This window comes from Cohnella cholangitidis (assembly GCF_014107495.1).
Classification (GTDB): Bacteria; Bacillota; Bacilli; order Paenibacillales; family Paenibacillaceae; genus Cohnella; species Cohnella cholangitidis.
Window position 1 is genome coordinate 2,257,501 of the sequence record NZ_CP041969.1, and the last position, 14,430, is coordinate 2,271,930.

The following is a 14,430-nucleotide window of genomic DNA, read 5'->3' on the forward strand; positions in this document are numbered from 1 at the left end:
GGCCGCCGGCGCCGCGCTGCTCGGTTTCTGCATCGGATGCACGGTCTACTTCTGGATTAAACAAATCCGCGCCGGAAGAAGGATCGGAAGAACCTAATCCTGTACAGCATACGGAAGGAGCGGATTCCCTCGCGGATCCGCTCCTTCTATTATTTGACCTTCCCGAAAAATCCGTTCGAAGAGCCTACATATAGTTCGCTATCCAGTACGGTCAATACACCGTAGATCTGGTCGGTAGGCGTAACTTCATGATAACCGATTCTGACGTCGTGAAGACGATTCTCCAACCGTCCGCTGACGGCATCGACGACAAATACGTCCGGAATCCCCTCAACGAGCAACCGATCTCGATCTAACTCCATCATTCCTCTTGCCGTAAAACCGGCTTCCCAAATCATTTTACCGTCCGACAAGTTCACCGCCCTAGGCTTCCCGTCCAGACAATAGAACAACCGCCCACCCCTGATCAGACCTCGATCCGCCTTGCCCTTAACCGACCAAAGGGTCTTACCCGTCCTAAGATCGATCAACGAACTGGAAACGTCCTGGCTGTCATACAGTTTTTCTCCGTCAAGCGCCCGTTGGCTGAACATATACCGTTCGTTAATCCCATCATAATGAATGCCGTACTCGTACGTAATCGGCAAAGCGAGCTTGGACTTGCCCGACCCGGCATCGACCAAGATGAGCTGATCGTAGGATCTCGTCCAGTAGCCGTTAAGCTCACCTTGCGGGAAGCGGTTATCGACTGTAAGGAGATTATCCGCGGACAGATAAGCGGTTCGCTCTTTCAACTCCCACTTCACCTTGCCGTTCCGAGGATCTAATGCCGTAATTAAGGAATTCGCTAACGGTTGGGAAACCGATTCAACCGCGATTACAGGCAACTGGCTATTCTGCTCGATCAACCGGGCGGACCCGGCGATGCTTTTGTTCCATAGCACGCGTCCGCTCCGAATATCGCGCGCTTCGAGACTGGTCGTCGTCTCCTCCCCGGTCGTCTGCGTGTATGACAGAACGGCGACGTTGCCCGATGCGGAATAGCTCTGATCGTCTATCGCCGCGTCTAGCTTGAAGTTTTTTTGCCAGAGCTTATTTCCCTTCGTTACATCTATAGCCTGCAATTCATAGGAGGAGCCTTCAACCCCGTTTTCGTTTATGCGATAAAATACGATGGCTTCGCTCTGAGCGGAAAAAGCATATAAATGCAGTCCGTGCCCGAAATCGTACTTCCATAATCTTGTCCCCGTATCGCGATTCAAACCGTAAAGATGAGACGCTTCGTGAAATCCGCTAAAGCCGTTGTCTTCCCCTGCTACCAATAGCGTCTTTCCCGCTTCGCCTACTAAATAGTTATAGGGCAATTCGGTTTGCGTTCTCCAATCGTACAATACCTTCGCCGACGCGGCCACAGGCGTATCTTCGTCCGCAACCGCCGGGATTCGCGCGGGCTGGTCTAAGCTGATCTGGTTCCAGTTGCCGAAATCATATTCACCGCTCCGGTCCCGATAACGATAATTCAGCAACGTACGCCGATCGGACCAGGTCAGGATAAGCTCGGAAAAAGCGTTCTCGTATCGCCACACCTTCAAGGTTTTCAGCTTGCCGGGTTGTTCGATATTGTCCGACGCTTCTTGAAACTGCGGATGACCGAATATTCGCTTGATCCGCCCGTCCGCGACGCCCAATCCCAACTCCGATCGAACCGCGGAGGCTATGGAATCGGATGTAACAGCGCCATTATCATATAGCGGAAGCCAAGCTTTCCCCGAAGATGTCGCCTGATTTTTCCTGATCCACATTAATCCGGCACCTGGATGATCGTTATCGGTCGTAGCCGCAACGGTTACGCCGTACCAATCTCCATAGCTTCGAAAAGCATACATAGTCTCGTTCTGCTTGATCGCCGACGCGACCGTTTGGGAACCCGGGTACCAGTAGGCGAATCCGTCTTGGTTCATTTTGAGCTCTATGGGATCGATCGTTTGAATATCCGCTGCTTCTTTCGTGAAATACCAAATCGGAATCCAAGACCGTACCCCGTCGTCATCTACTTCCGCGAACGATTCGTTTATCGCGGTTACGGTAACCGGCCTGCTCGGAACGGCCAAATAGGACAATTGCGGCAACGGAGAACTAAGCATATCGTAACCTGCCGTCCCCTCTGCAACGGTAACGCTCTGACCCAATCGAATACCGGATTGCTCGGCGACGGGGTTATCCTCTGATGAAGAACCTTTTAGTGCACCTATAGTTGGAATATAACTTCTTCTGTTCCCTTGGGCATCTTGATCATAAAAAATCGCGTATAACAATCGTTGATCTTGAGACCAATTCAATTGCAAGGAAGCCGAAGCGCCATCCGAGTATTTCCACAGCTCGACCGGAATCCAATCCGAACGCAAATAGAGAGACGGCGATTCGATCTCATAGGAAGAACCGAAAATGTCCCTCGCCTCTTCCATTGTCATATCTATAGATAACATTTTTTTGACTTCTTCATACTTCAACCTCTCATGCGATGAAGGAGGAGACGGCATTGGAGAAGGCGAACTCGCCGGAGATGCCGATACGCTCTCTATGATTGGCTTGGAGGATTCCGTTTGATCGTTATTAGAGCACCCATTCAGTATGGCAATCGAAAAGAGCACGGCCAGCCCTCGCCTAATCATTGCCCTGCATCTATCCATCAAGTAACCCCCCCTATCAAAAGCCATATGACTCATTAGACGCGCGCCGTTTTTATTTGTTTCAATATTTATCCATTTCCGTTCGCGGAGCGATAAATTTAGATTTACATTCGATTATAATCATATAAAAATATACAAATATATTAGGATATAAAACTGTGATGCGGCGCGGGTTTGCGGTATGGTGTGGAGTGGTGATAAGTGTGGAAGACGGCGCTATTTCCGTTATCTTTGCAAGTGCAGAGGGGGATGGCGAGTTAACGGTGCTCAGAGCCGTTATTCCGACGTGGGACGGAGTTTTTTCCACTTTAACGGTGCTCAGAACCGTTATTCCGACGTGGGACGGAGCTTTCGTCAATTTAACGGCGCTCAGAACCGTTATTCCGACGTGGGACGGAGCTTTCGCCAATTTAACGGTGCTCAGAACCGTTATTCCGGTGTGGGACGGAGTTTTTCCCGGTTAGCGGTGCTCAACACCGCAAAAAAAGGGCCGTCCCGCATACCATTGTCATGGCTGAGAGACGGCCTCCAATTATTTAGTCATTCGTTCCGCCAAGCAATCGCAGCAGTTCCGACTCGTCTTCCAGTACCGGAACTCCGAGATCGCGGGCTTTGGTCAGTTTGCTTCCCGCGCTTTCGCCGGCGATAACGAGATCCGTTTTCTTGGACACGCTTCCCGACACTTTGGCTCCCAACGCTTCTAACTTTTTAGCGGCTTCATCGCGCGTCATAACGGATAGCGTACCGGTTAACACTACGGTTTTGCCGAACAACGGATGGCTCGCATCCGCCGCGACCGCGGCCGGCGCCGCCGCTTCCGCTTTAACTCCATAAGCGCGCATGCGGGCGATGCTCTCTTGCGCGAGCGGATCTCGGAAGAAGCTGTAGATGCTCTCGGCCACGATACCGCCGACATCCGGCAACCCGACTAATTCGTCGGCTTCCGCAGCCATTAACCGATCCAAGTCCCCGAAATGGTCCGCGAGCATTTTCGTCGTCGCTTTGCCTGTATTCGGGATGCCTAGCGCATTGAGGAAGGATGCAAGTCCGCGGGATTTGGATTTCTCCAAGGCGGCCAACAAATTCGTCGCTTTCTTCTCCCCGAACCGCTGAAGCTTAACCAGATCATCAAAGCTAAGACCGTATAGATCGGCCGGCTCGCGAACGTTCAACTCGTCGTATAGTTGCTCGGCCGTTTTCCCGCTGAACGTCTCGATATCCATGCAATCGCGAGACGCGAAGTGAGTGATCCGTCCTATGATTTGCGGCTTGCAACCTAATCGGTTGTTGCAGAATAGATGCGCTCCCCTCATCTCCAGCGGAGAACCGCAACCCGGGCAAACGACCGGAACCTCGATCGTACCGCCTTCCTCGTCATCGGCCTTGCCTAGAATCTCGGGAATGACGTCGTTGGAACGGCGAATGAACACACGGGTTCCCAGCGCATGAGACAGGTTCTTGCGCTCAATATCTCCGATATTGTTCAGCGTACAATTCTGAACCGTAACCCCGGCAAGCTCAACCGCCTCTACGCGGGCTAACGGAGTCACTTTCCCCGTTCGGCCAAGCTCCCACGATACCGATTCAAGAACCGTCGTCGTCTCTTCCGCCTCGAATTTGAACGCTACGGCCCAACGAGGGAATTTGTCCGTATAGCCAAGAGCTTCTCGCGTCCTCATGTCGGTCAGCTTAATGACCGCACCATCAATGAGATAATCCAGTTGTCCGCGTCTCTCCACGATATGATCAAGCTCCGCGATCAGGTCTTCAATAGTGGAGAAGTAAGCGATATAAGGATTGACGGGAAACCGGTTGTCCCGCAAGAACGCCATCATCTCGCGGTGATTGCCGAACGAAATCCCTTCGGCATACCCCACGTTATAGAAGAAGGCATCCAGCCTGCGCGACGCCGTTACTTTAGGATCAAGGTTGCGAAGGGCTCCCGCTGCACCGTTGCGCGCATTCTTCAGCGGTTCCGCCGCGGTTTTGTTATATTCTTCGAGCACGGACAAGCGCATGAAGCCTTCTCCCTGAACCTCGATCGTACCTTCTTCGAAACCGATCGTCAGCGGAACGGTGCGAATCGTCCGAACTTGGGCAAGTATCCCTTCCCCGACCTCGCCGTTCCCCCTGGTCGCCGCTTGCGTCAGTCCGCCATCGCCATAAGTCAAATTCAAGGACAACCCATCGAACTTGAGTTCCAGCACGTACTCCGCGGGAGGCAGTGGCCGATCCGGGTTCTTGGCATTATAGTCGGCAATCAGGCGATTGGCCCGAGCCGCCCAAGCGGTTAAGTCTTCAACGTTCTGCGCTTTGTCCAAGCTCCATAGCCGGGACAGATGCCGGTGAGGCTCGAATCCCTTAAGAATATCCCCGCCGACTCTGCGAGTCGGAGAATCGGGCAATACCGTTCCGCTCTCCGCCTCCAATCGATTCAGTTCATCATAGAGCACATCATATTCTTTATCGCTAATCGTCGGATTATCTTCGGTGTAGTAACGATGGCTATGCGCGTTAAGTTCAGCTACGAGCTTCCGCATCCGCTCCAGCAATTCCGTTTGAGCCATTGTGGCTTACCTCGCTTTGATCATTGGATTTTGGTCACCGGGGCAAATGCGGCGAGCAGTCTCTTGACGCCCGTTGGCGCTGGAAAAGCGATTTGCAATTCGGCGTCGTTGCCCGTCCCTTTAACGGAGACGACCGTGCCGACTCCCCATTTGGCATGCTGAACCTTGTCTCCCGCCACGATTGCCATCCCGTCTCCGACAGGCTTGGCCGCGGAAGGAGTCTGCGGTCTAACGACCGGCGCGGAGCCGCCGTTCGCAGGAGCGATAGTCGGACGAGCTCCGAAGCTTGAAGGCGGATAACCTCCCGAGCTCGGAGATGAAGATCGTGCTCCATATCCGGCAGACCCGCCCCCGCCCAATCGGGAGCCGTATCCGCCGTAAGATCCGGAACGACCTCCTCCGGCAGGTTCGACCGCTTCCTTAAGCTCGCTTGGAATTTCCTCCAAGAATCGCGAAGGCGCGTTCGTACTGGTTCGGCCATAGAGCAATCTCATACGGGCGCAGGTCAGATAAAGCTTTTTCTCCGCTCTCGTGATTCCGACGTAAGCAAGCCTGCGTTCCTCTTCCATTTCCTCGTTGTCCATGAACGAACGGCTGCTCGGAAACAGGCCTTCCTCCATGCCTACGATAAATACGACCGGAAACTCGAGTCCCTTGGCGCTATGCATCGTCATGAGAATAACGGCGTCCCCGCTGTCCTCTTCGTCATCCATCGAGTCGATATCCGCAACCAAAGCCAATTCCGTCAAAAAGGAGATCAACGACTTGTCTTCGTTGCGTTTCTCGAATTCTTGCGTAACCGACAAGAACTCTTCGATATTTTCCAGCCGGGATTTCGATTCAAGCGTGTTCTCGCGTTGCAGCTCTAGCCGATATTCGGTCAATTCGAGCAGCTTCTCCGTCAATTCGGTTACGGACAAATACTCGACCATGGAACTTAAGTTACGTATGAGATCGCGGAATTCGGACAACGCCGCCTTGGCGCGAGTCTGAATGTCCAGGTGGTACAGGCCATCGCCGAGCAAGCCGTCTCCTTCGTTCAGGAGCCGGAGCATGGAGACGCCCTTGCGGGAAGCTTCCTCCTGAACTTTCGCCATCGTCGTGTCGCCTAAACCCCGCTTAGGCACGTTAACGATTCGATTAAGACTGTTATCGTCATCCGGATTGGAAATTAATCTTAAATAAGAAAGAATGTCTTTAATCTCTTTGCGGTCGTAGAACTTGATGCCGCCGACGATCTGGTAAGGGATCTCCGACTTGATTAGAACTTCCTCCACGACCCGGGATTGCGCGTTCGTGCGGTATAGGATGGCATGATCGCTGTAGCGTCGGGCGTTCTGACGGTTCTTGCGAATTTCTCCGGCAATGAAGTAGCCTTCTTCATGCTCCGAATCGCCTTGGTAAACCGTGATTTTGTCTCCGCCGTTCTGATCGGTCCATAGATTTTTCGCTTTGCGGCCCATGTTGTTCTTAATGACCGCGTTAGCGGCATCCAGAATGTTCGACGTGGAGCGGTAGTTCTGCTCTAGCAAAATACTATGCGCTTCCGGGTAATCCGCTTCGAAGTTGAGGATATTAGTAATATCCGCGCCGCGCCACCGGTAGATCGATTGATCGCTATCCCCTACCACGCAGATGTTATGATGCTTCTCCGCCAACATTTTGCACAACGTATATTGCGCTCTGTTCGTATCCTGATACTCATCCACATGAATGTATTTGAATTTGTTCTGGTAAAATTCCAACACTTCCGGAACGTCCTTGAACAATTGGATCGTCAGCAGAAGCAGATCGTCGAAGTCAAGCGAGTTGTTGGCCTTGAGCCTCTTTTGGTATTGCGTATAAACCTTGGCCACGATCGATTCGAAATAATCGCCTTGCCTTTGCTCGTACTGCGCGGGAGAAAGCAATTCGTTCTTCGCCCCGCTGATCGATGCTTGCACCGCTTTGGGCTCGATTTTCTTGGTGTCGATGTTATTGTCCTTCATGACGTTGCGTATGACGGACAACTGATCGGTGGAATCCAAAATACTAAAATTGGAGCCGAATCCGATCCGTTCGATGTCCTTGCGTAATATACGGACGCACATCGAGTGGAAGGTGCTTACCCAAATATCCCTGCCGGACGGACCGATCAGCTTCGATACCCGCTCCTGCATTTCGCGGGCCGCCTTATTCGTAAAAGTAATCGCGAGAATGCTCCATGGCGCGGCTAACCGCTTGGAGATCAAATACGCAATACGATGCGTGAGCACCCGCGTCTTGCCGCTCCCCGCGCCGGCCATGATCAAAAGAGGGCCCTTCGTCGAGATCGCCGCTTCCTTCTGCTTCGGATTCAGCCTGTTAATGGAAGCATCGATATCTATTTCATTCGTATTATCCCGTTCAAAAAACATGCTCTTGCTCCTTTATCGAATGGTTAACCGCGCTAACCGTCGCCAACGCCGCGTCCAAATTTTCATATATGATGTTGCCTACCACGACAGTGTCCGCGTGAGCCGCGGCCTGCGCGGCCCGTTCGGCGCTATTGATTCCTCCGCCGTAGAACAAATGGGCGCGCTTCAGGTTGGATTTAATCCCCTTAAGCAATCCCATGTCCCCGAAAGTTCCGCTGTACTCCACGTATAATACCGGAACGTTCCATAGCCTGTCCGCTACTTGGCTGTACGCGATCGCTTCACTCTCCGAGAGATTCGCTTCCGCGCCTGTTAATCTAGCTACGGCAGAATCCGGATTAAGGACTAAGTACGCCTCTCCCACGATCGAATCCCATGGAAGCAAGTGCCCGAAATCGCGCAGGGCCTCGACATGGCGGCCGATCAGCCACTCCGATCGTTTCGTGTTCAGCACGCTCGGGATAAAGTATCCATCGAAACCAGGCACTCCGCACGACGCATCGGATAGCTCGAATGCGCATGGCACCTCGTATCTGCGAATTCGCGACATGAGATCCACCGTATTATCGAAAGTAACTCCGCTGGAGCCTCCGACCAGAATCGCATCCGTTCCCGAAGTACAGATTGCGTCCAAAGCTTCGTCGTCGATGTCCCTGTCCGGGTCCAGCTTAAACACGTGTTTCCAACCGCTATAAAATGAGGGGAGCATATAGCCTCCATAAGACTTCTAAAGTTTATTTTACTCTCTAGTCTACAGGAATTCGGTGGTTCTTCCAAGAAGGAATGAAAGGGAGCGGACGGAAGAGAATCTCGCCGGTCAAAGTTTTAAGCAAATCTCTAACCCCCTACTGCCAGCCATGCGTTTCTGCTCATTGAAATACTCTGCATACCGCTTTTTCAAACAATAAAAACGCCGCCTGCTCCAGTAAGGAACAAACGGCGAGCGCTTCACGCTTTTAATAGAACTTTCGTTTTGCAGGATTATTAAGCCGTTCTTGTTTCCCTTATTTAACGCCCTAACTTCCCCTCCAAATACGCGCGAACCTCGTCCTTCAGGTCCGGACGCTCCAAGGCGAAATCGATGATCGTCTTGAGGTAACCGAGCTTCTCCCCGGTGTCGTATCGCGTTCCTTCGAATTGGTAGGCAAAGACGGACTCATCCCGCATCAAGCGGAAGATCGCGTCGGTCAGCTGGATTTCTCCCCCGGCGCCGATGTCCTGCGTTTCCAGTATATCGAAGATCGCAGGCGTCAATATATATCGTCCGATGATAGCAACGTTAGAGGGAGCGCGACCGATTGCCGGCTTTTCCACGACTCCGCGCACTTTAAGAATACGATTGCTTATGCTGCCTTCAGGATCGGGATCAACGATTCCATATCGGGATACCTCTTCATCCTGCACTTGTTTCACCGCGAGCACCGAGCCCTGAACCTCGTCGTACACGTCCATCATTTGCTTGAGGCAAGGAACGTCGGACTGGACGATATCGTCTCCGAGCAATACGGCGAACGGCTCATTGCCAATGAACTTGCGCGCGCACCAGATCGCATGGCCAAGCCCGCGCGGCTCCTTCTGCCGAATATAATGAATATCGATTAGATCCGATGGCTTCTGCACTTCCGATAAGAGATCGAGCTTTCCCTTGTTCAGCAAGCTCTGTTCCAGTTCGTACGAACTGTCGAAATGATCTTCGATGGCCCGCTTGCCTTTACCCGTTACGATCAAAATATCCTCGATGCCGGCCGCGACCGCTTCCTCGACGATATATTGAATTCCCGGCTTATCGATAATCGGCAGCATTTCCTTAGGCATAGCTTTCGTAGCCGGAAGGAACCGGGTTCCCATTCCCGCTGCAGGAATGATCGCTTTGCGAATTCTCATGACCTGGCATCCTCTCTACTCTTACGGTACAAGCTCGCCACCCTTCCGAGCGTACTCCTTCGGAACGGCGGGCAAACGTCCGACCCCGATGCAGACGACGCCTTGCGCATTGAGCGCTACCGCATCAAGGGCATTTCTTCCATCCATAATTATAGGTCGATTCATCCAACTTTTAAAGTCATCGGCCTTAATCTGGCGAAATTCGCGCCATTCGGTAACGAGAATCGCTGCGTCCGAGCCTTTCAGAGCCTCTTCCGCCGATTCGCATATCGTTACCGAAGCCGGCAGTACTTTGCGGGCCGAGCGATTGGCCTCCGGATCATACGCCGTTATCGTAATTCCGGGATGACGCCGGTTCAGCTCGGCGATAAGCCGCAAAGAAGGCGCTTCGCGGACATCGTCCGTGCCCGGCTTGAAGGCAAGCCCGAGCAGCGCCACCTTGCGACGCCCGGGATCCGATAACGCGGCTTCGAGCTTCCGCACCATGCGCAACGGAAGCATCGCGTTCGCGCGAACGGCCGCTTCGACAAGCGTCTGCGGCGCTCCCGCCTCATCCGCCATTCTGACAAGCGCGCGGGTGTCCTTCGGCAGGCAGGAGCCGCCGAATCCCATGCCGGCCGCAAGAAAGTGCGGACCGATCCGGGGGTCCAACCCTAACGAGTGGGCTACGGACGGATAGTCGGCTCCGATTTGTTCCGCAAGAGCGGCTATCTCGTTCGCGAACGAAATTTTGACGGCAAGGCATGCGTTCGCCGCAAGCTTGGCCAGCTCCGCGCTGCGGCGGTCGGTAGACATGATCGGCCCCGGCAATCGCTGATGCAGCTGGGTTAACCTGTCCGCCACTTCAGCGCTAGCGCTTCCGATGACGATTCGCGAAGGTTCGAAGAAATCCCTTATCGCGCTGCCCTCTCTCATAAATTCCGGAATGGAAACGACCTCGACCGGACAACGATCCGGCAATCGGCCGCGAATGCGAGCTTCGGCCCGCTCCGCCGTACCGACCGGGACGGTGCTCTTGATCGCGATAATCCGTTTGACGTCGGAGTCGGACCATTCTTCCAACCGATCGATAACGGACCATAGCGCGGCCAATGACATTTCGCCGGTCTCATCGGACGGAGTGCCGACCGTCAAGAACACAAGCTCCGCTTCCTGCAGCAGCTTGGAAGAGTCATGGCCGAAGGCAAGCCTCCCGGCCGATGTATTGCGCTTAATCAAATCTTCCAATCCGGGCTCGTGATAAGGAATAATTCCGCGGGATAACTGGGCGATCTTCCCCGTGTCATTGTCAACGCAAACGACAGAATGCCCTAAATCCGCGAATCCCGCGCCCGTTGCCAGACCGACGACCCCCGCCCCGATGACCGCCATTTTCATAGACCGCGCCCTCCTCTATATTGATCGCTTTTAACCGCGATTTAGCTTCGTTCCGATTGTAGCATCGGAATGAAAACAAACTTCCTTGTTTGTGTTAGAGGGGTGTAAATTATGGAGGTAGAAAATGGATGCTTTCGGGGAGGCCGCGCCTCAACGCAAAAAGCCCTGTTCCCTAACAACTCAGGAAACAGGGCGCTTCATTTATTTACTTCACCAATTGCCCGCGAGTGACGCCAAGCTGGTTGGTCGCCTTGAGCTTGCGCCATACTTCGGTTCCGCCGACTTTGCCGTCGATCGCCGCTCGATAGAGCGCGAGCACTTCCCGCACTTTGTCTGCATTTTCCTCCAGAAACTCGACCCGGTAGGAGCGGACGCCGAGCTCCATGAACAAGCTCAAATACTCCGCGCCGGATTGCTCGATCGCATTGTACACCGTGTTCCGGCAACCCTCGTCTACGCGGACGGGATGCGACATGCCGATCCGATCTTGCAGCGATGCCCGCTTCTCCTCGCAAGGGCGACCGCAATTCGTGTAATTCGTACCTTCGCTCATGAAGGTGCAATACACGCAATGCTCGGTATGGAACATCGGCATGTGCTGGTGAATGACCATCTCCAACCGGGAAGTATCGGCGCGGCGCAGCATATCGACCATCTGCTGTATGTTCAGGTCGTAAGAAGGAGTGACCCAATCGCAGCCCGCTTCGCGGAAAAGGTTAACGGTCTTATGATTAGCCACGTTAAGCGAGAAGTCCCCGATAAGCAACGGATGCTGTTCCCCCGGCTTCTCCATCCGTTCCTTCAAATAATAGTAGAGAGCTCCGGTGTTGCGCACGAGCACGGCATCCGGCTTCAAATTCAGGATGTTGCGATGATAACCGTTCTCCCCCGGCATATGAATGCGCGGAGTAGCGAGAGCGATCCGTTTGCCCGCTTCCCGGCACGCTTGAACGGCATCCGGAAACTGCTTAATGAATTCGAAGTCGGCGTAGATGAAGGAGACGTCCGTCTTCACGGCGGCCTTAACCTGCTCTAACGTCCTGCAGAGAGCGGTCAAAGCCACTTCCTCGGGCTGTACGGAGATCTCCTCCTCCGCAACGAAGGAATCCGCAAATTCGTCGATTTGCCGTTTCATATATTTAGGCGGTTGCTCGCGCAAAATTTCCAATTGCTCGGCCGCTTCCCGGCGCATCCGGTTCAGCTCGCGCATCGGAACGATAACTTCGCCCTTCAGGGCAACCTCCAATTGATCCAAGAAATACAGCGTGCCGCCCAACCGGCCAAGCTGCTCTTGCAACACTTCGTGACCTAACGGACGTTTTTCCGCACGCTCTAGCGGCATCTCCGATTCCACGGCCACAGTCGTGCCCTTCCCGATATCCGTCCAAATCGTGCGCATCGGCATTCCTTCTTGACCGAATACCGATACCGCGAGCGGGAACGTCCGGTAGGGCTTCTCGGTTTCGAAGCTGCTGCGAAGCCGCTTGTCCAACGCGGGATCGCTTGTTTTCCAAATCCGGTCCCCCTCATGGATACGGTTCAAATCGACGTCGTTGCGTCCAGGAACGATTTCGATTCTGAGACCTTCGGCCGCTTCGCCTTCCAGCTTCGCTCCCGAGCTGCGGACGTCATAGACGCGCCCGCCCTCTTCCTTCTTCGTCGGGTCTCCGGCGTCGAAGACGATCCCGTCCCCGCGTTTAAGAGGAGCTTCCAACCGGCAGACGACCGCATCGCGCAAAATCTTCTCTACCGTACCCAAGTAAACGCCGCGGCTCTTCGGAAAGGTTCCTTCCACGAGCTGCTTGTTGTTCGTACCGTCGAGGAACCCGTGCGTAAATCCGCGGGAGAAGCTTTGTTGAAGCTCCCTTACTTCTTCCTTCGAAGGCTCCGATTCGTCTCCCGCGAAATACTTGTCGATCTCTTTGTTATATTTGCTAACTACGTTCGCAACATACTCCGGGCTTTTCAATCGCCCTTCGATCTTAAAGGAAGTTACTCCCGCTTCAATCAGCTCCGGAACGATATCGATCGCCGCCAGATCCTTGGGAGAAAGCAAGTACGCGATATCCCCCATCGGCTGATGCACGCCGTCTACCATTAGATCGTACGGCAAGCGGCAAGCTTGAGCGCATTCTCCGCGGTTGGCGGACCGCCCTCCCCACACCTCGGAAGTCAGGCATTGCCCGGAATAAGAGACACAAAGCGCTCCGTGAACGAACACTTCCATCGGGAGCTTCGCTTGTTCGCCGATTTTTTGAATTTGCTTCAAATTGTTTTCCCGGCCGAGAACGACCCGTTCTATATTAAACGGTTTTGTGAATTCGACCGCCTCGGGAGAAGTAATCGTCATCTGCGTCGACCCATGAATCGGGAAGTCCGGGGATATTTCCCGAATCATCTTCACCAACCCTAGATCCTGCACGATTACCGCGTCTACGCCTGCATCAATACAAGCTTCGGTAAGCTTACGGGCTTCCGTCAGCTCGTCCTCGAATACGAGGATGTTAAAAGTAAGGAAACCTTTGACCCCGTATTTGTGCAAAAAAGCCATGATCTCCGGAAGCTCGTTCGTCTGGAAATTGTGCGCGCGAGCACGAGCGTTAAACTTCTCTACTCCGAAAAAGACCGCATTGGCACCGTTCGCCACCGCCGCCCGCAGACATTCCCAATCGCCCGCCGGCGCCAACAATTCAATATCTTCGCGCCGCAAGGCGTTCTTGTCTATCATCTATGCGTAACCCTCCAGACCGCGAATACCCGCGGCATTCATCTCCCGTTAGTATACCAAAGTCCGCGCGAAGGAGGAAAGAAAAGCGCGAAATGCCCGCTAGGGACTTTCATCCATAGCGGGCATGCATAAAGTTCTACTAATTATATTATATTCGCTTCCGTTCTTTACCATCCTTAAGGACATAGTAAGTAATCATTCTGTGCGGTCCTATCTCGTCGTTCGCCGTATTCTCGGTCACGACTTTTTTCGTCGTTTGACCCGCGAGCTGTACGACCGTGTTCTCGACGATGCGTAACTTGGCATTATCCGATTGTTCCTTCCGGTAATATTCGTCTACTGCCGACGATAGCTCATTGAAGCTAAAGGTGTCTTCCCACACGAAGATGCCGAAGAATCCAGTATATTTCCCTTATTAAAAACAAAAAACGAGCTTCGGAACCGAAGTCCCAAAGCCCGTTTATCGGCGAGTATTGAAAATTTTTATTACCAACCGCTAACCATCTTCCAATCCGCTGCCAGGAAAATCAGAAGCGCAACTACCGAAAATCCGATCGCCAGCACATTTTTCCGAGGCCGTTGCATTAAAAGACGCACTAGCCCAATCGCAATAAGGACCGTGAACACGATCATAAAGATATCGAAGTGTGAGTATGTACTCTTAACTGCCTCCGTAGCTAGAAACATAAAAAGGGGACCTCCTTTATCTGACCTAATAAACCCATCTTTACCTATGTTAGCTTCTGAGCGGCTAGCTTGCAAGTCCGAAGTTAATGCCGTAACAAGTT

10 protein-coding genes (1 of these 10 only partly in view) are annotated in these 14,430 nt (G+C 53.2%); 2 read left to right on the forward strand and 8 right to left on the reverse strand.

Annotation, left to right across the window (positions count from 1 at the left end; translation table 11 throughout):
- Window positions 1-97: the end of a DUF4395 domain-containing protein gene (locus FPL14_RS10805; protein WP_229263865.1), read on the forward strand. It extends 308 nt beyond the left edge of the window; 97 of the gene's 405 nt are visible here — the last part of the coding sequence; the start codon falls outside the window, past its left edge; it ends in the stop codon at window positions 95-97.
- A 52-nt stretch (window positions 98-149) separates the two neighbouring features.
- Here the strand turns inward: FPL14_RS10805 and FPL14_RS10810 are convergent, their stop codons facing one another.
- The gene (locus tag FPL14_RS10810; RefSeq protein ID WP_182302954.1) at window positions 150-2,690 is read right to left on the reverse strand and encodes an outer membrane protein assembly factor BamB family protein; all 2,541 of its coding nucleotides are present in this window, start codon (window positions 2,688-2,690) and stop codon (window positions 150-152) included.
- Window positions 2,691-2,893: 203 nt separating this feature from the next.
- Here FPL14_RS10810 and FPL14_RS10815 point away from each other — a divergent pair, with 203 nt between their 5' ends.
- Window positions 2,894-3,154 carry a hypothetical protein gene (locus FPL14_RS10815; protein ID WP_182302955.1) on the forward strand — a complete coding sequence of 87 codons (261 nt, stop codon included), beginning with the start codon at window positions 2,894-2,896 and terminating at the stop codon, window positions 3,152-3,154.
- Between the two features lie 72 nt (window positions 3,155-3,226).
- Here FPL14_RS10815 and ligA read toward each other — a convergent pair whose 3' ends face one another.
- The 7 genes from ligA to FPL14_RS10850 all read right to left on the reverse strand — a co-directional run bounded on the left by ligA (window position 3,227) and on the right by FPL14_RS10850 (window position 14,024).
- The gene (gene ligA / locus FPL14_RS10820; protein ID WP_182302956.1) at window positions 3,227-5,257 is read right to left on the reverse strand and encodes an NAD-dependent DNA ligase LigA; all 2,031 of its coding nucleotides are present in this window, start codon (window positions 5,255-5,257) and stop codon (window positions 3,227-3,229) included.
- 20 nt (window positions 5,258-5,277) lie between these two features.
- Window positions 5,278-7,653 (reverse strand): DNA helicase PcrA, encoded by a 2,376-nt coding sequence (gene pcrA, locus FPL14_RS10825; protein ID WP_182302957.1) that lies wholly within the window; start codon window positions 7,651-7,653, stop codon window positions 5,278-5,280.
- A complete protein-coding gene (gene pcrB, locus FPL14_RS10830; RefSeq protein ID WP_182302958.1) occupies window positions 7,643-8,362 on the reverse strand; it encodes a heptaprenylglyceryl phosphate synthase in 720 nt (239 codons plus the stop codon). The genes pcrA and pcrB overlap by 11 nt, the downstream gene beginning before the upstream one ends.
- Window positions 8,363-8,661: 299 nt before the next feature.
- Window positions 8,662-9,537, reverse strand: coding sequence for a UTP--glucose-1-phosphate uridylyltransferase GalU (galU, locus tag FPL14_RS10835; RefSeq protein ID WP_182302959.1), 876 nt, complete (start codon window positions 9,535-9,537; stop codon window positions 8,662-8,664).
- A 21-nt stretch (window positions 9,538-9,558) separates the two neighbouring features.
- Window positions 9,559-10,914, reverse strand: a complete 1,356-nt coding sequence (locus FPL14_RS10840) for a UDP-glucose dehydrogenase family protein (protein WP_182302960.1) — start codon at window positions 10,912-10,914, stop codon at window positions 9,559-9,561.
- 205 nt (window positions 10,915-11,119) lie between these two features.
- On the reverse strand, window positions 11,120-13,642 hold the full coding sequence (locus FPL14_RS10845) for a U32 family peptidase (protein ID WP_182302961.1): 2,523 nt from the start codon (window positions 13,640-13,642) through the stop codon (window positions 11,120-11,122).
- A 148-nt stretch (window positions 13,643-13,790) separates the two neighbouring features.
- A complete protein-coding gene (locus FPL14_RS10850; RefSeq protein ID WP_182302962.1) occupies window positions 13,791-14,024 on the reverse strand; it encodes a hypothetical protein in 234 nt (77 codons plus the stop codon).
- Window positions 14,025-14,430: the final 406 nt, after the last annotated feature.

What these genes read in the sequence shown, in the direction of transcription:
- FPL14_RS10810 (WP_182302954.1), bottom strand. Translation starts at nt 2,690, where the DNA reads ATGGATAGATGCAGGGCAATGATTAGGCGAGGGCTGGCCGTGCTCTTT.
- ligA (WP_182302956.1), bottom strand. Translation starts at nt 5,257, where the DNA reads ATGGCTCAAACGGAATTGCTGGAGCGGATGCGGAAGCTCGTAGCTGAA.
- pcrA (WP_182302957.1), bottom strand. Translation starts at nt 7,653, where the DNA reads ATGTTTTTTGAACGGGATAATACGAATGAAATAGATATCGATGCTTCC.
- pcrB (WP_182302958.1), bottom strand. Translation starts at nt 8,362, where the DNA reads ATGCTCCCCTCATTTTATAGCGGTTGGAAACACGTGTTTAAGCTGGAC.
- galU (WP_182302959.1), bottom strand. Translation starts at nt 9,537, where the DNA reads ATGAGAATTCGCAAAGCGATCATTCCTGCAGCGGGAATGGGAACCCGG.
- FPL14_RS10840 (WP_182302960.1), bottom strand. Translation starts at nt 10,914, where the DNA reads ATGAAAATGGCGGTCATCGGGGCGGGGGTCGTCGGTCTGGCAACGGGC.
- FPL14_RS10845 (WP_182302961.1), bottom strand. Translation starts at nt 13,642, where the DNA reads ATGATAGACAAGAACGCCTTGCGGCGCGAAGATATTGAATTGTTGGCG.